Source organism: Streptomyces erythrochromogenes (assembly GCF_040684695.1).
Lineage (GTDB): Bacteria > Actinomycetota > Actinomycetes > Streptomycetales > Streptomycetaceae > Streptomyces > Streptomyces erythrochromogenes_C.
Genome location: NZ_JBFBGM010000002.1, coordinates 198,975 through 219,933 on the forward strand (window position 1 = coordinate 198,975; position 20,959 = coordinate 219,933).

The following is a 20,959-nucleotide window of genomic DNA, read 5'->3' on the forward strand; positions in this document are numbered from 1 at the left end:
ACTACGGAGCGTCACGAGTCTGACGTGGTGAGGGTGCGCAACAGGCGGGCCCCGCACAAGAGGAAGGGCCGGGAAGATGGTCGGTCGAAGCCGAAGCCGGGGACGCGAACCGCGTCCGGACATGCGACGACCCCCGCCGGGGGGGAGAGCGGGGGTCGTCCCCACGGTCCGACTCGGGGGGGGAGGAGCCAGACCGGGTTAGCACGGTCGCGAACGATCCGTGACTTCCATGGTGTACCCGAGAGCCCTCTCAGGCAAACCCACGCGCCACACCTTACGCCGAATGGTGGGCGCATATGCTCGGGGAGTGGAAAATCAGCCCTTGCCGCACTCCTCACCTCGCACCGCAGCCTTCTTCGATCTGGACAAGACGGTCATTGCGAAGTCGAGCACCTTGACGTTCAGCAAGTCCTTCTACCAGGGCGGCCTGATCAACCGGCGAGCCGTGTTGCGCACCGCCTACATCCAGTTCATCTTCCTGGCCGGCGGCGCCGACCACGATCAGATGGAACGGATGCGGGAGTACCTGTCCGCCCTCTGCAAGGGGTGGAACGTGCAGCAGGTACGGGAGATCGTCGCGGAGACCCTGCACGACCTCATCGACCCGATCATCTACGACGAGGCCGCCTCCCTGATCGAGGCCCACCACACGGCGGGCCGTGACGTGGTGATCGTGTCCACCTCCGGAGCGGAGGTCGTCGAGCCCATCGGAGAGATGCTCGGCGCGGACCGCGTCGTCGCCACGCGCATGGTCGTGGGCGAGGACGGCTGTTTCACCGGCGAGATCGACTACTACGCCTACGGACCCACCAAGGCCGAGGCCGTACGGGAGCTCGCCGAGTCCGAGGGCTACGACCTCTCGCGGTGCTACGCCTACAGCGACTCGGCGACCGACATCCCGATGCTGGAAGCGGTCGGGCATCCGCACGCCGTCAACCCCGACCGCGCGCTGCGCCGCGAGGCGGCGGCCCGCGAGTGGCCGGTGCTGGTCTTCAACCGCCCCGTGCGGCTGAAGCAGCGCCTCCCCGGACTGTCGATGCCAACGCGCCCGGCCCTGATCGCCGCGGCCGCGGTGGGCGCCGCAGCCGCCACCGCCGGGCTGGTCTGGTACGCGAGCCGGCGCCGGGCCCACACCCTGTCGGCCGCCCGCTCCGCCTGATTGCCCCACCTGCACCGATTCCGGCTGTCCGGTTCGCCCCCGCTCGCCCGGGAAAGTAAAAAGTGGAGCCAGGGGTTTCGCATAGCAGCGAAGCGGAGTACAAATAAAGCAACGGCCCGCGAGACCAAAGAACATCCGAGAGGATCATCTTTAAAACGCAGTAAGGCCCACGGACCGAAGCATGAACGCCGAGCACCCACGCGACGTCGACCCGTCGATTACGGGCCAGCCGCACCAGGTGACGGGCAAAGTACCCGACCTGATGGGCACATTTTCGAGGACGCTTGGTAACTGGGCGTAAATGCCAGCGGCGACACCAGAGCAGTACGGTGTCGCCGCAACCCATGTCCGGGCCCCTCAGGCCCCGTCCGGCCCCCGCGCCCGACAAAGGCTCAGGCCCGCGCCCGACAGGTTCTCAGGCCGCGCCGCGCTGCAGGGCCTCGCACACCGCCGTGGACTCCCGCACCCCGAGCTCGATCGCGCGGCCGCAGTGGCCGATCCAGGCGGCCATGCCCTCCGCGGTCCCGGAGAGGTAGCCGTCGAAAGCCGCCAGGTAGGCGTCAACTCCCTGCTCCGCGTGGCCCACCTCGGCCGGGCAGATCGCCTTGGGGTCCAGCCCGCTGTTGATCAGGACGATCCGCTCGGCCGCGCGCGCGACCAGCCCGTTGTACGAGCCGAACGGCCGCAGGGCCAGCAGCTCGCCGTGCACCACAGCCGCCGTGACCAGCGCGGGGGCCGAACCGCCCGCGATGACGATCCGCGAGAGGCCGTCGAGGCGGCCGGCGACCTCGTCGGCCCCCGGCAGCGGCGCCTCGACCAGCGGCTCGACCACCGGCTCGCCCGCCAGGCGCGGGCGGCCCACCACGTCGCCCTCGGCCGTCGAGCCGACCGCCACCAGGTGCAGGCGCGCCAGGACCCGCAGCGGCGACTGGCGCCAGATGCTCAGCAGCTGGCCGGCCTCCGCCGTGAGCCGCAGCGCGGCACCCACGGTCAGCGCCTCCGGTTCCGCGCCGAAGTCGGTGCGCCGCCGCACCTCCTCCAACGCCCAGTCCGCGCCGGACAGCGCCGCACTGCCGCGGGCGCCGCGCAGGGCGGCCTCCGAGGTGATCTCGCCGCTGCGGCGGCGCATCACCCGGTGCCCGTAGACCCGGTCCACGGCCTTGCGTACGGAATCCACGGAATCGGCGACACCCGGCAGCCCGGCCAGACCGGCCAGCGGGTCAGAAGCGCTACTCATAAGTAGGGAGCCTACGACCGTGCGGGCATGGCACCGACCCCTCCTTGGAGTGGTCTTCTTCACTCACCTTGACAACACAGTGCTACTTACCCACTACGCTTGGTGAACATGAAGATCGCTTTCGTGGGAAAGGGCGGCAGCGGCAAGACGACCCTGTCCTCCCTCTTCATCCGCCACCTCGCAGCCAATGAAGCCCCCGTCGTCGCGGTGGACGCCGACATCAACCAGCACCTGGGCGCCGCTCTCGGGCTCGCCGAGGACGAGGCCGCCGCGCTGCCCGCCCTGGGCGCGCACCTGCCCCTGATCAAGGAGTACCTGCGGGGCTCCAACCCGCGCATCGCGTCCGCCGACACGATGATCAAGACCACTCCGCCCGGCCGGGGCTCGCGCCTGCTGCGCGTCACCGAGGACAACCCGGTGTACGAGGCCTGCGCGCGCACGGTCCTGCTCGACGGGGAGCCCGTACGCCTCATGGCCACCGGGCCGTTCACCGAGGCCGACCTGGGCGTGGCCTGCTACCACTCCAAGGTCGGGGCGGTCGAGCTGTGCCTCAACCACCTGGTCGACGGACCGGACGAGTATGTGGTCGTCGACATGACAGCGGGCTCCGACTCCTTCGCCTCAGGTATGTTCACCCGCTTCGACGTGACCTTCCTGGTCGCCGAGCCGACCCGCAAGGGCGTCTCCGTCTACCGCCAGTACAAGGAGTACGCGCGGGACTTCGGGGTCGCGCTCAAGGTCGTGGGCAACAAGGTGCAGGGCCCCGAGGACATCGAGTTCCTCCAGGACGAGGTCGGCGAGGACCTGCTGGTCACCGTCGGGCACTCCGACTGGGTGCGGGCGATGGAGAAGGGCCGTCCCGCCTCCTTCGAACTGCTGGAGGCGACCAACCGGTTCGCCCTCCAGGAGCTCCAGGACGCCGCCGACGACTCCTACGCGCACCGCGACTGGGACCGGTACACCGAGCAGATGGTGAGCTTCCACCTGAAGAACGCGGAGAGCTGGGGCAACGCCAAGACCGGGGCCGACCTGGCGGAGCAGGTCGACCCCGGCTTCGTCCTGCGCGAGGGTCTGGACGCCCTCGGCGCATGCGACGGCGGCGCGGGCGGCGAGGAGATCGTCAGCCCTCGTCCCCAGTCTCCTCGGCCGGCTCCGCAGCCGGCTTGACGCCGGCGGGGGCGGCCGGCGGCGCCGGCGGCCCCGCGGTCAGGAACTTCGTCCAGCCCTCCTTGGGCGCCTCACCCACGTCGAGGGTGCGCATCCACTCCAGGGCCTTCGGGTCCTGGGCGTCCAGCCAGTCCACCAGCTCCCGGAACGGCACGCAGCGGACCTCCTTCTGGGTGCACATGCCCTTGATCGACTCCTCGACGGCGCGCATGTAGGTGCCGCCGTTCCAGGACTCGAAGTGGTTGCCGATGATCAGGGGTGCGCGGTTGCCCTGGTAGACGCGGTCGAAGGCCTGCCGCAGGCCGTCGCGCATCTGGTCGCCCCAGTAGGTGTGCTGCGAGGGGTCGCCCTGCGAGGTCGTCCCGGACTGGTTGACCATGTAGTTGTAGTCCATGCTCAGCGTGTCGAAGGCGCGGCCCGGCATGGGCACCAGCTGGAGCGGGATGTCCCAGAGCCCGTCCGTCTTCTTGGGCCAGATCTGCTTGCTGATCCCGCTGGAGTCGTAGCGGAAGCCCATGCCCTTCGCCGCCAGCATGAAGTTCTTCTGGCCTTCGAGGCAGGGGGTGCGGGCGCCGATGAGTTCCTTGTCGTAGTCGAAGGGGAGCGCCTCCTCCTGCTTCAGGCCCGCGTTGGTCTTCCAGTTCTTGACGAAGGACTTGGCCTGGTCGATCTCGCTCTTCCACTCGTCCACGGACCAGGTGCCGACGCCGCCGTCGGGCCCGCAGAAGTGCCCGTTGAAGTGGGTGCCGATCTCATTGCCCTCCAGCCACGCCCCGCGGACCTGGGCAGCGGTGTCCTTGATGCCCTGGAGGTCCCCGAATCCGATGTCGGAACGGCCGGGCGAGTGCTGCGGAGCGGTGTAGAGGAAACGCTTCTCCTCGGGGAGCATGTACACGCCGCTGAGGAAGTAGGTCATCCGGGCGTTGTACTTCTTGCCGACGTCGCGGAAGTGCGAGAAGAGCTTCTGGCTGTCCTCGCCGGCCCCGTCCCACGAGAACACGACGAACTGCGGGGGCTTCTCCCCCGGCTTCAGCTTCTGCGGCTTCTGCACGTTCGGCTGCGGCCCGGTGTACGCCGTCGAACCGTCGCCGATGGGGCGATTGACACTGCCGGGGGCCTCGGCGGCACCCTTGCGCGCGTTCGGACCTCCGGCGGCCGGTGACTTCGCGGGTTCCGAGGCGGTGCACCCGGCGACGCCCAGGACCAGCGCCGTGGCGACCAGGCCGCCGGCGATCTTCTTCGTGGCGGCGATCATCCGCCCCACCTCTCCCTCGCTGTTGCATCGCAGGTCTTCCGCGCCGCAACGTCCCATGCGGTCCTGCGCGAGGAAGGTATGACAAGCCGGACAAAATGCTTAATCACCCTTGAGCGCTAATTCGTAGGCCATTTGCCCGAATTATTCACTGCTCATCTTTACTCTCCATTACCATCCATTTACTGAGTGTTGAGATTCCCGCCGCTTCACCCCTCATCCCCGAGGAGACGGGACCCCATGACAGCCACTTCCCCCACCCGCACGCCCCAAGGGGTTCGCAAAGACCTCCCCGCGGACCTCTCCGCTTCCATCACCGTCTTCCTGATCGCCATCCCGCTCTCCCTCGGCATCGCCCTGGCCACCGGAGCCCCGCTCCAGGCGGGTCTGGTCGCGGCCGCGGTGGGCGGGATCGTCGCCGGACGCCTCGGCGGCGCTCCGCTCCAGGTCAGCGGGCCCGCCGCCGGACTCACCGTGGTCACGGCGGAGTTGATCCAGCGCTACGGATGGCGCACCACCTGCGCCATCACCGTGCTGGCCGGGGTCTGCCAGCTCGGCCTCTCCGCCCTGCGCACCGCCCGGTCCGCGCTCATGGTCAGCCCGGCCATCGTGCACGGCATGCTCGCGGGCATCGGCGTCACCATCGCGCTGGCCCAGCTGCACATCGTGCTCGGCGGCACCCCTCAGAGCTCGGCCGTGGCGAACGTCCTCGGCCTGCCGGGCCAGTTGGCCGACCTGCACCCGGTGGCGCTGGGCATCAGCGCCCTGACCCTGGTCGTCCTGCTCGGCTGGCCGCGGCTGCCCGGACGGACGGGCCGCGCCCTGCGCAAGATTCCGGCGCCCCTCGCCGCCGTCGCCACGGCCACCGCCTTCGCCGCACTGGCCGGGCTGAGCCTGCCCCGGGTGGACCTGCCGTCCTGGCGCAGCCACGCCCTTCCCGAGATGCCCGAGGGGCCGGTCCTGGGCCTCATCGCCGCCGTACTGACCATCACCCTGGTCGGCAGCGTGGAGTCGCTGCTTTCTGCGGTCGCGACCGACAAGCTGATCGCCTCCGAGCGGGGCACGGACAACCGCCCGCCGCGGGCCGACCTCGACCGGGAACTGCGCGGTCAGGGCGCGGCGAACATCCTCTCCGGGGCCCTGGGCGGGCTGCCCATCACGGGTGTGGCCGTGCGCAGCGTGGCGAACGTCAAGTCCGGTGCGGTCAGCCGGAAGTCGTCCATGATGCACGGGTTCTGGGTGCTGCTCGCGGCGTTCCTGCTGGTCCCGCTCCTCGACCTGATCCCGCTGGCCACGCTGGCCGCCCTGGTGATGGCGGTGGGCGTGCAGATGGTCAGCATCACGCACCTGCGCAGCGTCACCCGGCACCGGGAGGCCCTCGTCTACGGCACGACCATCGTGGCCGTGGTGCTCGGCGGGGTGCTGGAGGGTGTCGCCGTGGGCATCGCGGTGGCCGTCGCCCTGGCCATGCACCGCCTCGCCCGGACCCGGATCACGCTGGAACGGCTGGACGGCGGCGCCCACCGGGTGCGGGCACGCGGGCAGTTGACCTTCCTCGCGGTGCCGCGGCTGAGCCGGATCCTCAACCAGATCCCGCACGGCACGCACGCCGTGATCGAGCTCGACGGGTCCTTCATGGACCACGCGTCCTACGAGACGATCCAGGACTGGCAGCAGTCCCACCTGGCGCACGGAGGATCCCTGGAGGTCACCGGCCGCTCGGGCCAGGCGGCCAGGATCACCGGGGAGGACCCGGGCGCGGCGGGCGAACCGGACGAGGCCGACGGGACCGGCAGGACCGGCGGCGCGGGCGGGGCCCACAGCTCCGGCCGCGGCCACGACGCCCGCAACGCCGAGGGCGCCCATCCGGGCGAGCGGTCGCGTCGCGCCCAGCGCGGGACGCACCAGTGCTGCCGCCCCTGGACCCCTTGGCAGAACCACTGCGACCACCGCACGACCACCACCCGTACGGCCACGGCCACGGCCACGGCCATGGCGGAAGCGGCGGCCACGGCCCCGCAGGACGGCGGGGCGAAGGGATCCTCGCCGGCGCCCCGGCGGCGCGGCGCGGGCCAACTGGCCAGCGGGATCAGCGCCTTCCAGCGCGACACCGCACCCCATGTGCGCGACGAGCTGGCCCGGCTGGCCCGCGAGGGTCAGCGGCCCTCGCAGCTCTTCCTCACCTGCGCGGACTCCCGGCTCGTGACCAGCATGATCACGGCGAGCGGCCCGGGAGACCTGTTCACCGTCCGCAACGTCGGCAATCTGGTGCCGCTGCCCGGCGCGGAGTCCACGGACGACTCCGTCGCGGCCGCCATCGAGTACGCGGTGGACGTGCTGCAGGTGGACAGCATCACGGTCTGCGGGCACTCGGGCTGCGGGGCCATGCAGGCCCTGCTCAGCTCCGCGCCCGGGGTCGCGACGACCCCGCTGCGGCGCTGGCTGCGGCACGGACTGCCCAGTCTGGAGCGGATGGCCAGCCGCCACCACGCCTGGGCCCGGATCGCGGGCCGCCTCCCCGCGGACGCCGTGGAGCAGTTGTGCCTGACCAATGTGGTCCAGCAGCTGGAGCACCTGAAGGCCCACGAATCGGTGGCCAGGCGGCTCGCCGAGGGCACCCTGGAGCTGCACGGGATGTACTTCCACGTCGGTGAGGCCCAGGCGTACCTGCTGTCCGAGGGCGAGGACTTCTTCGACTGCAGGGTCTTCGACACCGTCGGGCAGCACGCCTGAACCGATACTCTCCGGTATCCGTGCCATCGATTGGCCCCTTTCCGCGCCCTGCAGCGGGGAGGGGCCGTTCGCACGCCGTTCTCGTGCGGACCGTCTGCGTGATATAGGTCTAAACCAATTTCAGGTTACCCCTTGTCACCTGGGCCGCAGACTGATGAGCTATGCCCGGGGACACAACGGACACCCTGGGAAAGGGAGATGTCGTGAGCAATGAAAGCCTGGCCAATCTGCTCAAGGAGGAGCGGCGGTTCGCACCGCCTGCCGATCTGGCCGCCGCCGCCAATGTGAAAGAGGCTGCGTACGCACAGGCCGACGCGGACCGGCTGGGCTTCTGGGCCGAGCAGGCCCGGCGGCTGACCTGGGCCACCGAGCCGACCGAGACGCTCGACTGGACGAACCCGCCCTTCGCGAAGTGGTTCGCGGACGGCAGGCTGAACGTCGCGTACAACTGCGTGGACCGCCACGTCGAGGCCGGCAACGGCGACCGCGTCGCCATCCACTTCGAGGGCGAGCCCGGCGACAGCCGCGCGATCACCTACGCCGAGCTCAAGGACGAGGTCTCCAAGGCCGCCAACGCCCTGACCGAGCTGGGCGTCGAGGCCGGCGACCGGGTCGCCGTCTACCTCCCGATGATCCCCGAGGCGGTCGTCGCGATGCTCGCGTGCGCCCGCATCGGCGCCGCGCACTCCGTGGTCTTCGGCGGCTTCTCCGCCGACGCCGTCGCCTCCCGCATCCAGGACGCCGACGCCAAGCTGGTCATCACCGCCGACGGCGGCTACCGCCGCAGCAAGCCCAGCGCCCTGAAGCCCGCCATCGACGAAGCCGTGGCCAAGTGCCCGCAGGTCGAGCACGTGCTCGTCGTGCGCCGCACCGGCCAGGACACCGCCTTCACCGAGGGCCGCGACGTCTGGTGGCACGAGGCGGTCGCCCGCCAGTCCGCCGAGCACACCCCGCAGGCCTTCGACGCCGAGCACCCGCTCTTCATCCTCTACACCTCGGGGACCACGGGTAAGCCGAAGGGCATCCTGCACACCTCCGGCGGCTACCTCACGCAGGCGGCGTACACCCACCACGCGGTCTTCGACCTCAAGCCGGAGTCCGACGTCTACTGGTGCACGGCCGACATCGGCTGGGTCACCGGGCACTCCTACATCGTCTACGGGCCGCTCGCCAACGGCGCCACGCAGGTCATGTACGAGGGCACGCCGGACACCCCGCACCAGGGCCGCTTCTGGGAGGTCGTGCAGAAGTACGGCGTCACGATCCTCTACACGGCGCCCACGGCCATCCGCACGTTCATGAAGTGGGGCGACGACATCCCCGCGAAGTTCGACCTGTCGAGCCTGCGCGTGCTGGGCTCGGTCGGCGAGCCGATCAACCCCGAGGCCTGGGTCTGGTACCGCAAGCACATCGGCGGCGACCGCTGCCCGATCGTGGACACCTGGTGGCAGACCGAGACCGGCGCGATGATGATCTCCCCGCTGCCGGGCGTCACGCACACCAAGCCCGGCTCCGCCCAGCGCGCCCTGCCCGGAATCTCCGCCACCGTCGTGGACGACGAGGCGCACGAGGTCCCCAACGGCGGAGGCGGCTACCTGGTCCTCACCGAGCCGTGGCCGTCGATGCTGCGCACCATCTGGGGCGACGACCAGCGCTTCATCGACACCTACTGGTCGCGCTTCGAGGGCAAGTACTTCGCGGGCGACGGCGCGAAGAAGGACGACGACGGCGACATCTGGCTGCTGGGCCGGGTCGACGACGTGATGCTGGTCTCCGGCCACAACATCTCCACCACCGAGGTCGAGTCGGCGCTCGTCTCGCACCCCTCGGTCGCCGAGGCGGCCGTGGTCGGCGCCGCCGACGAGACCACCGGCCAGGCCATCGTCGCCTTCGTGATCCTGCGCGGCAGCGCCTCCGAGACCGAGAACCTGGTCGCGGACCTGCGCAACCACGTGGGCAGCACCCTCGGCCCGATCGCCAAGCCCAAGCGGATCCTGCCGGTCCAGGAACTGCCGAAGACCCGCTCGGGCAAGATCATGCGCCGCCTGCTGCGCGACGTGGCGGAGAACCGGGCGGTCGGCGACGTCACCACGCTCGCCGACTCCTCGGTCATGGACCTCATCCAGAGCAAGCTCCCGGCAGCCGCCGGAAGCGAGGACTGACCGGCGACTGACGGGCGACCGACCGGGCGACACCGGCGACCCACCCGGGAAGGGGCACTCGGCGCGACGCGCCGGGTGCCCCTTTCGCGCATAAAGTGACGATCGCCGGATACGCCCTCGCGTACACCCTGTAAAATATTGAAAGCGTAAAAAGATCCACAGGGTGCGCCGGGAAGTCTGGTCGGCAACGAGTTCCGCCATGCCGTCCAACAGCCCCCGGAGGTGCCCCTCGTGGCCGCGCCCACCCCCACCGACCACAAGAGCCGCAAGCTGCTCGGCCGCCTCTCGCTGCCCGAGAGCCGCTACATCGCCGATGCCCTGCGCGCCGAGACGGTGGGCGGCGTCCTGCTGCTCGTGGCCGCGATCGCCGCCCTGCTGTGGGCCAACATCCCCGCCGTCTCGGACAGCTACGCGAGCGTCCGCTCCTTCCACATCGGCCCCGCCTCCCTCGGCCTGGACCTCTCGCTCCAGCACTGGGCGGCCGACGGGCTCCTCGCCATCTTCTTCTTCGTCGCCGGCATCGAGCTCAAGCGCGAGCTCGTCGCCGGTGATCTGCGCGACCCCAAGGCAGCCGCCCTCCCGGTGATCGCCGCCCTCTGCGGCATGGCCGTGCCCGCGCTGGTCTACGCCCTGGTCAACCTCACCGGCAACGGCTCACTGGACGGCTGGGCGGTCCCGACGGCCACCGACATCGCCTTCGCACTCGCCGTCCTCGCCGTCATCGGCACCTCCCTGCCCTCGGCCCTGCGCGCCTTCCTGCTGACCCTGGCCGTCGTCGACGACCTCTTCGCCATCCTGATCATCGCCGTGTTCTTCACCAGCGAGATCGACTTCCTGGCGCTCGGCGGCGCACTCGTGGGCCTGGCCCTGTTCTGGTTCCTGCTCCGCCGCGACGTCCGGGGCTGGTACGTCTACGTCCCCCTCGCCCTGGTCATCTGGGGCCTGATGTACAACAGCGGGGTCCACGCCACCATCGCCGGCGTCGCTATGGGCCTGATGCTGCGCTGCACCCGCAGGGAAGGCGAGCGGACCTCCCCCGGCGAGCACATCGAGCACCTGGTGCGGCCCGTGTCGGCCGGTCTTGCCGTACCCCTCTTCGCGCTCTTCTCCGCCGGCGTCTCGCTCTCCGACGAGGCCATCGCCCAGGTCTTCACCCGCCCGGAGACGCTCGGCGTCGTCCTGGGCCTCGTCGTCGGCAAGGCCGCGGGCATCTTCGGCGGTACCTGGCTGGCCGCCCGCTTCACCCGGGCCGAGCTGAACGAGGACCTGGCCTGGCCCGACGTGTTCGCCGTGGCCTCGCTCGCCGGCATCGGCTTCACCGTCTCCCTCCTCATCGGTGAGCTCGCCTTCGCCGGCGACGCGACCCTCACCGACGAGATCAAGGCCGCCGTCCTGTTCGGCTCCCTCATCGCCGCCGTGATCGCGTGCGTCCTGCTCAAGCTCCGCGACCGCCGTTACCGCGCGCTCACCGAGGCCGAGGAGCGCGACGAGGACCGCGACGGCATCCCGGACATCTACGAGGAGGACAAGCCCGAGTACCACCTGCGGATGGCGAAGATCTACGAGGACCGGGCCGCGGAACACCGTCGCAAGGCGGAGGAGGCGGCCGCCGCCGCGCTCCAAACCGCAGCCGGGTCCACCACCGAGGCCGACCGTCCGGCATGATCTGAGGGACGACGCAGGGACAGACGCACGACCGCCGCCAGGTGGCGGACGACAGAGGGAGAGAGTGATGAGCGCAGTGGACCAAGAGGCGCAGGGAGCCGAGCGCACACTCGGCCAGCTGGTCGCCTCGGCCACCGCCGAGATGTCCGCCCTGGTTCACGACGAGATCGCCCTGGCCAAGGCGGAACTCCGCGAGGACGTCAAGCGCGTGGGCAGCGGCAGCGCCTCCCTCGCCGTCGCAGGAGTGCTCGCCGTCTTCTCCCTCCCGGTGCTGACCTTCGCCGCGGCGTACGGCATCCACAACCTCGGGCTCGGCCTGGCCTGGTCGTTCCTGATCGTCGGCGGCGCGTTCCTGCTGATCGCGGGCGTGCTCGTGCTGATCGCCGTACGGAAGTTCAAGAAGGTCAAGCCGCCGGAGAAGTCCATCGCCTCGGTCAAGCAGACCGCCGCGCTGGTCGGGACCGTCAAGCCGCACCCGCGGCCGGTCAGTGACAAGGCTGTGGGTGTGGCACGCTCGTCCTCATGACAGCGCCCACGCCGGACCCCAGCATTCCGCCCACGGCCGCCACAGCCGTGCGGCTCGACCTCCCCGGCGGGCAAGCGGTGACGCACCGGGACGTGGCCGCCAACGGCGCCCGCTTCCACGTCGCCGAGCTCGGTGACGGACCGCTGGTGCTGCTGCTGCACGGCTTCCCGCAGTTCTGGTGGACGTGGCGGCACCAGCTGACCGCGCTCGCCGACGCCGGGTACCGGGCCGTCGCGATGGACCTGCGCGGGGTCGGCGGCAGCGACCGCACTCCGCGCGGCTACGACCCCGCGAACCTGGCCCTGGACATCACCGGGGTCGTCCGGTCCCTCGGCGAGCCGGACGCCGCGCTCGTCGGGCACGACCTGGGCGGGTACCTCGCCTGGACGGCGGCCGTGATGCGGCCCAAGCTGGTGCGCCGGCTCGTCGTGTCGTCCATGCCCCACCCCCGGCGGTGGCGCTCGGCGATGCTGTCGGACTTCGGGCAGACCAGGGCGAGTTCCCACATCTGGGGCTTCCAGCGGCCGTTCGTCCCGGAGCGGCAGCTCGTCGCCGACGGCGGGGCCCTCGTGGGGGACCTGATCCGCGACTGGTCGGGGCCGAGGCCTCCCGAGGAGGAGGACCTCGCCGTCTACCGGCGGGCCATGTGCATCCCGTCCACCGCACACTGCTCGATCGAGCCGTACCGCTGGATGATGCGGTCGATGGCCCGGCCCGACGGACTGCAGTTCAACCGGCGGATGAAGCGGCCGGTCCGGGTGCCCACGCTGCACCTGCACGGTTCGCTCGACCCGGTGATGCGCACGCGCAGCGCCGCCGGATCCGGCGAGTACGTCGAAGCGCCTTACCGGTGGCGGCTGTTCGACGGACTCGGGCACTTCCCCCACGAGGAGGACCCCGTCGCCTTCTCGACCGAGCTGGTGAACTGGCTCAAGGACCCCGAGCCCGACCGCTGACCGCCCGCCGTACGAACGGCAGTTCACCGGTCCGATCGTCTTACGAGCATTCAATTGCCCCGCGCATAGGCCAATTGGCCGCCCCGTACGGGATTACGGACCTTGGGGCCCGGGCACAGAGCCGAGTATGAGCTGGACGCACGACTACGGTGACACCGCGCACGAACGCCGCTCGGCAGCTACGCCGGGCACGCACGAGAGGGCCGGCCGTCACGGCCACGACCCACACCTCGGGATCCCCCGCATCCTGCGCCGCCGGGCCCGCTGGGTCTCCGCACGCCTGCGCCATCCACGGACCTAGAGGGTGCCGCGCCGATCAGGCTTCATCCGGCCTGATCGGCACGACACCCCCCGAGGATCCGGCGGGGGGACCCGTCAGAGGGCGCAGCCCTGGCTCTCGACCCGGCGCTCGGCCGTCCGGCCCTTCTCGATGTCGTCGCGGATCTCGTCCACGGTCAGCGCGTAGCCGGTGTTCGGGTCGTCGAGGGACTTCGCGAACACGACCCCGTACACCTTGCCGTCGGGCGTCAGCAGCGGGCCGCCGGAGTTGCCCTGGCGGACCGTCGCGAACAGCGAGTAGACGTCCCGTCGGACAGTACCGCGGTGGTAGATGTCCGGTCCGTTGGCATTGATCCGGCCGCGGACCCGGGCGGCACGGACGTCGTACGCGCCGTTCTCCGGGAAGCCGGCGACGATCGCGTCGCTGCCGCTCGCCGCGTCCTTGTCGGTGAACTCCAGCGGCGGCGCCTTCAGCTTGGGCACGTCCAGGACGGCGATGTCGCGCTCCCAGTCGTAGAGCACGACCTTGCCGTCGTAGAGCTTGCCCTCGCCGCCGATCTGCACGGTCGGCTCGCTGACCCCGCCGACGACGTGCGCGTTGGTCATGACCTTGCCGGGGGCGAAGACGAAGCCCGTGCCCTCCAGCACCTTGCTGCAACTGGGCGCCGTACCGACGACCTTCACGATCGAGCGCTTCGCCACGTCCGCGACGGGGCTGGTGGCGAGCGCCGGATCGGGCGCCTTCACCTCGGTGATGGGCTCGTTGGAGAACGGGCTGAACACCTGCGGGAAGCCGTTGCGCGCGAGGGTGGAGCTGAATTCCGAGAACCAGTTGTTCGCCTGGTCGGGCAGCACCCGCGAAACACCCAGGAGGACTTTGGAGTTGCGGACCTCCTTGCCCAGCGTGGGCAGCGAGGTGCCGGCCAGCGCCGAGCCGATCAGCCAGGCCACGAGGAGCATCGCGACGACGTTCACCAGGGCTCCGCCGGTGGCGTCGAGCACCCGCGCCGACGGATTGGTGATCTGGCGGCGGAGTTTGCCGCCGAGATGGGTGGTCAGCGCCTGGCCGACGGAGGCGCAGATGATGATCGCCACGACGGCGATGACGACGACCGTGGTGGACACCTGGGTGCCGTTGTCCGTCACCCGGTCCCAGATCAGCGGGAGCAGGGCAACGGCGACGAGGCCACCGCCCAGGAAGCCGATCACCGACAGGATGCCGACGACGAACCCCTGGCGGTAGCCGACGATCGCGAACCACACGGCGGCGAGCAACAACAGGATGTCCAGCACGTTCACGTGGGCCACCGTCTCACGCGTGCCAGTCGAGCGGGACCTGGCGTGATCGGTCCCACGGACGTTCCCAGCCGGAGAAGTGCAGGATCCGGTCGATCACTCCGGCCGTGAAACCCCAGACGAGGGCCGATTCGACGGTGAAACCGGGGCCGAGGTGGCCCCGCGGGTGGACCGTCGTCACCCGGTGCCCGGGATCCGTGAGATCGGCCACCGGAACCGTGAACACCCGGGCCGTCTCGGCCGGGTCCACGACGCCGACCGGGCTCGGGGTGTGCCACCAGCCGAGGACCGGGGTCACGACGAACTCGCTGACCGGGATGTAGAGCCGGGGAAGCACCCCGAAGAGCTGCACACCGGAAGGATCGAGTCCGGTTTCTTCCTCGGCCTCGCGCAGCGCGGCCGCCAGCGGACCCGTGGTGTGCGGATCCCCGTCTTCCGGATCCAGCGCGCCGCCCGGGAAGGACGGCTGCCCGGCGTGCGAGCGGAGGGTGCCGGCGCGCTCCATCAGCAGCAGCTCCGGGCCGCGGGCGCCCTCCCCGAAGAGGATGAGGACGGCGGACTGCCGCCCCCGGCCGTCCTCGGGCGGCAGGAACCGGCTCAGCTGGCGCGGCTCCACGCTCCGGGCCGCCTCGACGACGGGATCGAGCCAGTCGGGCAGCCCCGCGGTGCTGACGGCCGGGCCGCCCCCCACGCGCACTCCCGCAGTGACCCCGGCCTCGTCCCGTGTACCGCGCGTCATAGGCACCCCTGTCAGCGTTCCTCAAGTCAACAGCGTCTCCCACACCGCCAAACGCGGTCCGGGTACCGATTCGTTCCTACGCCTGCTGCGCCTTCGTCCCTACGCCTGCTGCGCCGCGCCCGCGCCCAGCGGCGCGGCGGGCAGGCCCGGGTAGTCCGGGGGCGGGCTCAGCCGCTGGCCCGGCTGGCCGCCCTTCTCGTACTTGAGCAGCTTCTTCGCCTTCTCCGGATCCGTCTCGCCCTCCCCGTACGCGGGGCAGAGCGGGGCGATCGGGCAGGCCCCGCAGGCGGGCTTGCGGGCGTGGCAGATGCGGCGGCCGTGGAAGACGACCCGGTGCGAGAGCATCGTCCACTCGCTCTTCGGGAAGATCGCGCAGATCTCCGCCTCGACCTTCTCCGGGTCCTCCTGCTCGGTCCACTTCCAGCGGCGCACCAGCCGGCCGAAGTGGGTGTCCACCGTGATCCCGGGAACGCCGAAGGCGTTGCCGAGGACCACGTTGGCGGTCTTGCGGCCGACGCCCGGCAGCTTGACCAGGTCCTCCAGCCGGCCCGGCACCTCCCCGCCGTGCTCGTCCCGCAGCGCCTGCGACAGGCCCAGCAGCGATCTGGCCTTCATCCGGAAGAACCCGGTCGGGCGGATCAGCTCCTCCAGATCCTCCGGGACGGCCGCGGCCATGTCCTCGGGGGTCGGGTAGGCGGCGAAGAGCGCCGGGGTCGTCTGGTTCACCCGCAGGTCGGTGGTCTGCGCGGACAGCACCGTCGCGACGAGCAGCTCGAAGGGATTGCGGAAGTCGAGCTCCGGATGGGCGTACGGGTAGGTCTCGGCCAGCTCCCGGTTGATGCGGCGCGCCCGGCGCACCATGGCCAGGCGGGATTCCGGCTTGGCAGCCTTCGGTTTCTTGGCCGAAACTTTGCCCTGAGGGGCAGTCACGGCCTTCGGGGGCACCTTCGACGGGGCTTGTTCGCCCACAGCTGAATTTCGGGCGTCCGTCACTCCTGCGGACCCCTTGGCCTGTGCTCTCACCGGCTTATTGGACACCCGGCCAGCCTAAGGCCGGGCGCTGACACCCGCCCGGACCTCAGGTAACACGACTCCGATTGGCCTCTCGCCGCACAGCACGCCCGTCCGTCCGGCATCCTTGTGATTGATCGCACTGTTTGAGCCGTCCGGCAAAATGGGGAGCACGGTCCCCTGAGCTGGTCGACATAGGAGAGAGACTCGTGGACGACGTTCTGCGGCGCGCCCCGCTCTTCGCGGCGCTCGATGACGAGCAGGCCGCGGAGCTCCGCGCCTCCATGGGCGAGGTGACCCTCGCACGCGGTGACGCCCTGTTCCACGAGGGCGACCCCGGCGACCGGCTGTATGTCGTGACCGAGGGCAAGGTGAAGCTGCACCGCACCTCCCCCGACGGTCGCGAGAACATGCTGGCCGTCCTCGGCCCCGGCGAGCTGATCGGCGAGCTGTCGCTCTTCGACCCCGGCCCGCGCACCGCCACCGCCACCGCCCTGACCGAGGTCAAGCTGCTCGGCCTCGGCCACGGCGACCTCCAGCCCTGGCTCAACGCCCGGCCCGAGGTCGCGACCGCGCTCCTGCGCGCCGTCGCCCGGCGCCTGCGCAAGACCAACGACCAGATGTCCGACCTGGTCTTCTCCGACGTTCCCGGCCGCGTGGCCCGGGCGCTCCTGGACCTGTCGCGCCGCTTCGGCGTGCAGTCGGAGGAGGGCATCCACGTCGTCCACGACCTCACGCAGGAAGAGCTCGCACAGCTCGTCGGCGCCTCCCGCGAGACCGTGAACAAGGCCCTGGCCGACTTCGCGGGCCGCGGCTGGCTCCGCCTGGAGGCCCGCGCGGTGATCCTGCTGGACGTGGAGCGCCTCGCGAAGCGCTCCCGCTGACACGGCTCCGCCTCGTCGCAGCACAAGGGTCCTGCCCGCCCGGGCAGGGCCCTTCCGCGTGCCCGGGGCGGGTCCGTTCGCGGGGGCTCCCGCCCGTCGGCCCCCGCGCCTCGGGCGCCAACGGGGCGGACGCGTGCACAGTGGAGGTATGGAGCACAGGGGTCTGGACGCCTACGGGTACTTCGAGCGGGAGGGCTCCCTCGGGCAGGTGCAGGGCGAGTTCCGGGGCGTCGTGGCCGCCGCGCGCCGGCGGACGGCCGAGGCGTACGGGCGCCGGCTGCACAGCGCCTACCTGTACGGGTCCGTGCCGCGCGGGACCGCCCGGCCCGGCCGCTCCGACCTCGACCTGCTGCTCGTCCTGCACCACGCGCCCTCGGACGAGGACCGCGACACCGCCGAGGTCCTCGCGCGCGGCATCGACGAGGACTTCGACGAGATCGACGGGGTCGGCGTCCTGCTCCACGACAAGGACACCGTGCTGAGCGAGGAGGAACGATTCGACCTGGGCTGGTTCCTCGCCTGCCTGTGCACCCCGCTGCTCGGTGCGGACCTGGCCGAACACCTGCCGCGCTACCGGCCGGACAGCCTGCTCGCCCGTGAGACCAACGGCGACCTCGCCGCGCTCCTGCCCCGGTGGCGCACCAGCCTGCGGGAGGCCGGCACACCACAGGAGTACCGGCGGCTCAGCCGGCTCTTCGCACGCCGCCTGGTGCGCACCGGATTCACACTGGTCATGCCGCGGTGGGGTGGCTGGACCAGCGATCCGGCCGAGTCCGCGGAGGTCTTCGGCGGCTACTATCCCGAGCGCGCCGCCCAGATGCGGGCCGCGGCCGCGGTGGCCCTGGATCCGGTCGACGACCCGGACGTCGTGCGCTCCTACGTCGAGGACCTCGGCCCGTGGCTCGCGGACGAGTACACGGCCCGCCACGGCACGAAGACGCGCCTGCCCCGCACGGGGCCGGACACTCCTAGTCCTTCTGCACGGTGACGGCGAGGGCCTCCACGGCGAGCTTGGCCTCCGCCAGGCCCGCGCCGGTGATGCGGCGGTAGGCCTTGATCGCCGAGATCTGCCGGTCCTCGCGGATCAGGGCGCGTACCTCGTCCAGGCCCGCCGGCTCCGGCTCCTCGATGCCCAGGTGGTCCAGCAGCAGCGCCAGCCGGCGCTCCGTCCGGTCCGCCTGCACCTGGAGGCCCTTCACGCGCAGCGACACCGTCGAGGTGATCCACCCGGCGGTGCCCATGAGCATCACGAGCAGGAACATGGTGTTCATTCGGGCCCTCCGGGGATCAGTCCGTGATCTTGAAGGTACTCGAGCTGCGCCTGTACGGACCACTGCGCCGCCGGCCACAGGGAGCGGTCCACGTCCGCGTACACCTGGGCGACGACCGCCTCGGGGGTGGTGAAGCCGTTCTCGACGGCCGTCTCGACCTGTGCCAGCCGGTGCGCCCGGTGGGCCAGGTAGTACTCCACGGCGCCCTGTGCGTCCTCCAGGACCGGCCCGTGCCCCGGCAGGACGGTGTGCACGCCGTCGTCCACGGTGAGGGAGCGCAGGCGGCGCAGGGAGTCCAGGTAGTCCCCGAGGCGGCCGTCGGGGTGCGCGACCACCGTGGTGCCGCGGCCGAGGATGGTGTCGCCGGTCAGCACCGCCCGGTCGGCGGGCAGGTGGAAGCAGAGCGAGTCGCTGGTGTGGCCCGGGGTCGGGACCACGCGCAGCTCCAGCCCGCCGGTCCGGATCACGTCCCCGGCGGCGAGGCCCTCGTCGCCGAGGCGCAGGGCCGGGTCCAGGGCGCGCACCTTGGTGCCGGTGAGCTCGGCGAACCGGCCGGCACCCTCCGCGTGGTCGGGGTGCCCGTGGGTGAGCAGGGTGAGCGCGACCCGCTTGCCCGCCCGCTCGGCGGTGGCGACGACCGCCCGCAGGTGGGCCTCGTCCAGCGGGCCGGGGTCGATGACGACGGCGAGGTCCGAGTCCGGCTCGGACACCAGCCAGGTGTTGGTGCCGTCCAGGGTCATCGCGGAGGGGTTGGGGGCCAGCACGTTCACCGCGCGGGCGGTGGCCGGCCCGGAGGAGACGAGTCCGCGGGGCTGTCCGGGCAGTGCTGCGGCGTCGGTCATGCGGGGCCTCCGGAGCCTCCGGGGCGCCCGAGACGGACGCGCTTGGTGAACTCGTCGTGGCCCGGCCAGCTGAGCACCACCTCGCCGTCCTCCAGCGCGGCCTGCGCCAGCACCGGGGCGAGGTCCTGGGCGGCGGCCGCGGTGAGCGCGTCCGCGGCGCTCCCGTACGGCTCCAGGGAGCGCAGCGTGGAGATGGTGGGCGGCATCATGAGCAGTTCGCCCTTGTCGTAGCCGCCTGCGGCGTCGGCCGGGCGGATCCAGACGGTCCGGTCGGCCTCGGTGGAGGCGTTGCGGGTGCGCTGGCCCTCGGGGAGGGCGGCCACGAAGAACCAGGTGTCGTAGCGGCGCGGCTCGAACTCGGGGGTGATCCAGCGCGCCCACGCGCCGAGCAGGTCGGAGCGCAGCCACAGGCCGCGGCGTTCGAGGAAGTCCGCGAAGGACAGCTCCCGGGCCACGAGGGCCTGCCGGTCCGCCTCCCAGTCGTCACCGGTGGTGTCGCCGACGACCGTGTCCGGGGTCGGGCCGGCGAGCAGGACGCCCGCCTCCTCGAAGGTCTCCCGTACGGCGCCGCAGACGATGGCCTGGGCGGTGCGGGGGTCGGTCCCGAGCCGGGCCGCCCAGTCCGCCTGGGAGGGGCCCGCCCAGCCGACGTGGTGCTCCTCGTCGCGAGGGTCGACCCCGCCGCCCGGATAGGCGTACGCGCCGCCGGCGAAGGCCATGGAGGCCCGCCTGCGCAGCATGTGGACGACGGGTCCGTCCGGGGTGTCGCGCAGGAGCATCACGGTGGCGGCGAGCCGCGGTTCCACCGGGGAGAGCGAGCCGTCCGCGAGCGCGCGGATGCGGTCGGGCCATTCGGGCGGGTACCACTGGCCCCCGGCGGGGGGCTGCTGCTGACCATTCGGCATGGCCGGATGCTACGGCCATCCGGCCCGATGTTCGAGGGTCACCCTGCACCGGTCGCCGCGCGGCGGCCGGTACGGGCGGACGGGAGGCCGCCCCGGCCCGCGACCCGGCCCGCGCCCCGGTCCGTGCGGCGTGCGCGAACCGGGCACGGGGCCGGGGCCAGGGGCGCGGGTGCGCGGGCGGGCGCGGGCGCATCCGGGGGACGGCGCCGCCACCCGGATGCGTACGGCTCCCCGCAGGAGTCAGGCTCCGGGGACCAGCTCGACCTGGATCTCGACCTCGACGGGCGCGTCGAGCGGCAGGACCGCCACGCCGACGGCGCTGCGGGCGTGGACGCCCTTCTCGCCGAGGACGGCGCCCAGCAGCTCGCTCGCGCCGTTCAGCACGCCCGGCTGGCCGGTGAAGTCGGGGGCCGAGGCGACGAAGCCGACGACCTTCACGACACGCGCGATCTTGTCGAGGTCGCCGACGACCGACTTGACGGCGGCCAGGGCGTTCAGCGCGCAGGTGGCGGCCAGTTCCTTGGCCTGCTCCGGCGAGACCTCGGCGCCGACCTTGCCGGTGACCGGCATGCTGCCCTTGACCATCGGGAGCTGGCCCGCGGTGTAGACGTAGGCGCCCGACCGCACGGCCGGCTGGTAGGTGGCCAGCGGCGGGACGACCTCGGGCAGGGTCAGGCCGAGCTCGGCCAGCTTCGCGTCGACGACGCCGCTCATGCCTTCTCCCGCTTGAGGTAGGCCACGAGCTGCTCGGGGTTGTTCGGGCCGGGCACGACCTGGACGAGCTCCCAGCCGTCCTCGCCCCAGGTGTCCAGGATCTGCTTGGTGGCGTGGACCAGCAGCGGGACCGTCGCGTATTCGAACTTCTTGGTCATGGG

At 71.5% G+C, this 20,959-nt stretch carries 19 protein-coding genes; 9 read left to right on the forward strand and 10 right to left on the reverse strand.

The features are described 5' to 3' along the window. Window positions 1–283: 283 nt before the first annotated feature. Window positions 284–1,159, forward strand: a complete 876-nt coding sequence (locus AB0O53_RS04900) for an HAD-IB family hydrolase (RefSeq protein ID WP_350989978.1) — start codon at window positions 284–286, stop codon at window positions 1,157–1,159. 415 nt (window positions 1,160–1,574) lie between these two features. On the opposite strand, the gene AB0O53_RS04905 is transcribed toward AB0O53_RS04900, so the two are convergent. After that, window positions 1,575–2,396: a Fic family protein gene (locus AB0O53_RS04905; protein ID WP_350989980.1), complete on the reverse strand. Its 822-nt coding sequence runs from the start codon at window positions 2,394–2,396 to the stop codon at window positions 1,575–1,577. 108 nt (window positions 2,397–2,504) lie between these two features. Between AB0O53_RS04905 and AB0O53_RS04910 the strand changes: the two genes are divergently transcribed. Next, window positions 2,505–3,563 carry an ATP-binding protein gene (locus AB0O53_RS04910; RefSeq protein ID WP_350989982.1) on the forward strand — a complete coding sequence of 353 codons (1,059 nt, stop codon included), beginning with the start codon at window positions 2,505–2,507 and terminating at the stop codon, window positions 3,561–3,563. Here the strand turns inward: AB0O53_RS04910 and AB0O53_RS04915 are convergent. Beyond that, complete coding sequence (locus AB0O53_RS04915) at window positions 3,517–4,818, reverse strand: polysaccharide deacetylase family protein (RefSeq protein ID WP_350989984.1); 1,302 nt, start codon at window positions 4,816–4,818, stop codon at window positions 3,517–3,519. The genes AB0O53_RS04910 and AB0O53_RS04915 overlap by 47 nt on opposite strands. A 237-nt stretch (window positions 4,819–5,055) precedes the next feature. On the opposite strand from AB0O53_RS04915, the gene AB0O53_RS04920 reads away from it, so the two are divergent. The 5 genes from AB0O53_RS04920 to AB0O53_RS04940 all read left to right on the forward strand — a co-directional run bounded on the left by AB0O53_RS04920 (window position 5,056) and on the right by AB0O53_RS04940 (window position 12,857). Next, window positions 5,056–7,548, forward strand: coding sequence for a SulP family inorganic anion transporter (locus tag AB0O53_RS04920; protein WP_350989986.1), 2,493 nt, complete (start codon window positions 5,056–5,058; stop codon window positions 7,546–7,548). Window positions 7,549–7,709: 161 nt separating this feature from the next. After that, window positions 7,710–9,710 (forward strand): acetate--CoA ligase, encoded by a 2,001-nt coding sequence (acs, locus tag AB0O53_RS04925; RefSeq protein ID WP_365193288.1) that lies wholly within the window; start codon window positions 7,710–7,712, stop codon window positions 9,708–9,710. Window positions 9,711–9,941: 231 nt separating this feature from the next. After that, on the forward strand, window positions 9,942–11,375 hold the full coding sequence (gene nhaA, locus AB0O53_RS04930; RefSeq protein WP_350989990.1) for a Na+/H+ antiporter NhaA: 1,434 nt from the start codon (window positions 9,942–9,944) through the stop codon (window positions 11,373–11,375). Window positions 11,376–11,442: 67 nt separating this feature from the next. Then, window positions 11,443–11,901, forward strand: a complete 459-nt coding sequence (locus AB0O53_RS04935) for a phage holin family protein (RefSeq protein ID WP_350989992.1) — start codon at window positions 11,443–11,445, stop codon at window positions 11,899–11,901. Then, window positions 11,898–12,857, forward strand: coding sequence for an alpha/beta fold hydrolase (locus AB0O53_RS04940; RefSeq protein ID WP_326475456.1), 960 nt, complete (start codon window positions 11,898–11,900; stop codon window positions 12,855–12,857). The genes AB0O53_RS04935 and AB0O53_RS04940 overlap by 4 nt, the downstream gene beginning before the upstream one ends. Before the next feature lie 375 nt (window positions 12,858–13,232). On the opposite strand, the gene AB0O53_RS04945 is transcribed toward AB0O53_RS04940, so the two are convergent. The 3 genes from AB0O53_RS04945 to nth form a co-directional block, all read right to left on the reverse strand. Then, window positions 13,233–14,435, reverse strand: a complete 1,203-nt coding sequence (locus tag AB0O53_RS04945; protein ID WP_350989994.1) for a MarP family serine protease — start codon at window positions 14,433–14,435, stop codon at window positions 13,233–13,235. A 13-nt stretch (window positions 14,436–14,448) separates the two neighbouring features. Beyond that, the gene (locus AB0O53_RS04950) at window positions 14,449–15,171 is read right to left on the reverse strand and encodes an NUDIX hydrolase (protein ID WP_350989995.1); all 723 of its coding nucleotides are present in this window, start codon (window positions 15,169–15,171) and stop codon (window positions 14,449–14,451) included. Window positions 15,172–15,270: 99 nt separating this feature from the next. After that, the gene (gene nth, locus AB0O53_RS04955) at window positions 15,271–16,101 is read right to left on the reverse strand and encodes an endonuclease III (protein ID WP_350989997.1); all 831 of its coding nucleotides are present in this window, start codon (window positions 16,099–16,101) and stop codon (window positions 15,271–15,273) included. Between the two features lie 290 nt (window positions 16,102–16,391). Between nth and AB0O53_RS04960 the strand changes: the two genes are divergently transcribed. Further along, window positions 16,392–17,066, forward strand: coding sequence for a Crp/Fnr family transcriptional regulator (locus tag AB0O53_RS04960; RefSeq protein WP_003981529.1), 675 nt, complete (start codon window positions 16,392–16,394; stop codon window positions 17,064–17,066). Between the two features lie 148 nt (window positions 17,067–17,214). Next, window positions 17,215–18,054: a nucleotidyltransferase domain-containing protein gene (locus AB0O53_RS04965; protein WP_350989999.1), complete on the forward strand. Its 840-nt coding sequence runs from the start codon at window positions 17,215–17,217 to the stop codon at window positions 18,052–18,054. Here AB0O53_RS04965 and AB0O53_RS04970 read toward each other — a convergent pair. The 5 genes from AB0O53_RS04970 to sp36 all read right to left on the reverse strand — a co-directional run bounded on the left by AB0O53_RS04970 (window position 18,035) and on the right by sp36 (window position 20,956). Then, entirely contained in the window at window positions 18,035–18,337 is a 303-nt protein-coding gene (locus AB0O53_RS04970; protein ID WP_350990001.1) for a ribosomal protein L7/L12, read from the reverse strand. The two genes, AB0O53_RS04965 and AB0O53_RS04970, sit on opposite strands and share 20 nt — an antisense overlap. Further along, entirely contained in the window at window positions 18,334–19,179 is an 846-nt protein-coding gene (locus AB0O53_RS04975) for an MBL fold metallo-hydrolase (protein WP_350990002.1), read from the reverse strand. The genes AB0O53_RS04970 and AB0O53_RS04975 overlap by 4 nt, the downstream gene beginning before the upstream one ends. Then, a complete protein-coding gene (locus tag AB0O53_RS04980; protein WP_350990003.1) occupies window positions 19,176–20,084 on the reverse strand; it encodes an NUDIX hydrolase in 909 nt (302 codons plus the stop codon). Before AB0O53_RS04980 ends, AB0O53_RS04975 begins: the two co-directional genes overlap by 4 nt. Window positions 20,085–20,324: 240 nt before the next feature. Beyond that, entirely contained in the window at window positions 20,325–20,798 is a 474-nt protein-coding gene (locus tag AB0O53_RS04985; RefSeq protein ID WP_030648108.1) for a RidA family protein, read from the reverse strand. Further along, entirely contained in the window at window positions 20,795–20,956 is a 162-nt protein-coding gene (gene sp36 / locus AB0O53_RS04990) for a Sp36 family protein (RefSeq protein ID WP_007264966.1), read from the reverse strand. Before sp36 ends, AB0O53_RS04985 begins: the two co-directional genes overlap by 4 nt. Between the last annotated feature and the right edge of the window lie 3 nt (window positions 20,957–20,959).

What these genes read in the sequence shown, in the direction of transcription:
- AB0O53_RS04900 (WP_350989978.1), top strand. Translation starts at nt 284, where the DNA reads ATGGTGGGCGCATATGCTCGGGGAGTGGAAAATCAGCCCTTGCCGCAC.
- AB0O53_RS04905 (WP_350989980.1), bottom strand. Translation starts at nt 2,396, where the DNA reads ATGAGTAGCGCTTCTGACCCGCTGGCCGGTCTGGCCGGGCTGCCGGGT.
- AB0O53_RS04910 (WP_350989982.1), top strand. Translation starts at nt 2,505, where the DNA reads ATGAAGATCGCTTTCGTGGGAAAGGGCGGCAGCGGCAAGACGACCCTG.
- AB0O53_RS04915 (WP_350989984.1), bottom strand. Translation starts at nt 4,818, where the DNA reads ATGATCGCCGCCACGAAGAAGATCGCCGGCGGCCTGGTCGCCACGGCG.
- AB0O53_RS04920 (WP_350989986.1), top strand. Translation starts at nt 5,056, where the DNA reads ATGACAGCCACTTCCCCCACCCGCACGCCCCAAGGGGTTCGCAAAGAC.
- acs (WP_365193288.1), top strand. Translation starts at nt 7,710, where the DNA reads ATGCCCGGGGACACAACGGACACCCTGGGAAAGGGAGATGTCGTGAGC.
- AB0O53_RS04935 (WP_350989992.1), top strand. Translation starts at nt 11,443, where the DNA reads ATGAGCGCAGTGGACCAAGAGGCGCAGGGAGCCGAGCGCACACTCGGC.
- AB0O53_RS04940 (WP_326475456.1), top strand. Translation starts at nt 11,898, where the DNA reads ATGACAGCGCCCACGCCGGACCCCAGCATTCCGCCCACGGCCGCCACA.
- AB0O53_RS04950 (WP_350989995.1), bottom strand. Translation starts at nt 15,171, where the DNA reads ATGACGCGCGGTACACGGGACGAGGCCGGGGTCACTGCGGGAGTGCGC.
- AB0O53_RS04965 (WP_350989999.1), top strand. Translation starts at nt 17,215, where the DNA reads ATGGAGCACAGGGGTCTGGACGCCTACGGGTACTTCGAGCGGGAGGGC.
- AB0O53_RS04970 (WP_350990001.1), bottom strand. Translation starts at nt 18,337, where the DNA reads ATGAACACCATGTTCCTGCTCGTGATGCTCATGGGCACCGCCGGGTGG.
- AB0O53_RS04975 (WP_350990002.1), bottom strand. Translation starts at nt 19,179, where the DNA reads ATGACCGACGCCGCAGCACTGCCCGGACAGCCCCGCGGACTCGTCTCC.
- AB0O53_RS04980 (WP_350990003.1), bottom strand. Translation starts at nt 20,084, where the DNA reads ATGCCGAATGGTCAGCAGCAGCCCCCCGCCGGGGGCCAGTGGTACCCG.
- AB0O53_RS04985 (WP_030648108.1), bottom strand. Translation starts at nt 20,798, where the DNA reads ATGAGCGGCGTCGTCGACGCGAAGCTGGCCGAGCTCGGCCTGACCCTG.
- sp36 (WP_007264966.1), bottom strand. Translation starts at nt 20,956, where the DNA reads ATGACCAAGAAGTTCGAATACGCGACGGTCCCGCTGCTGGTCCACGCC.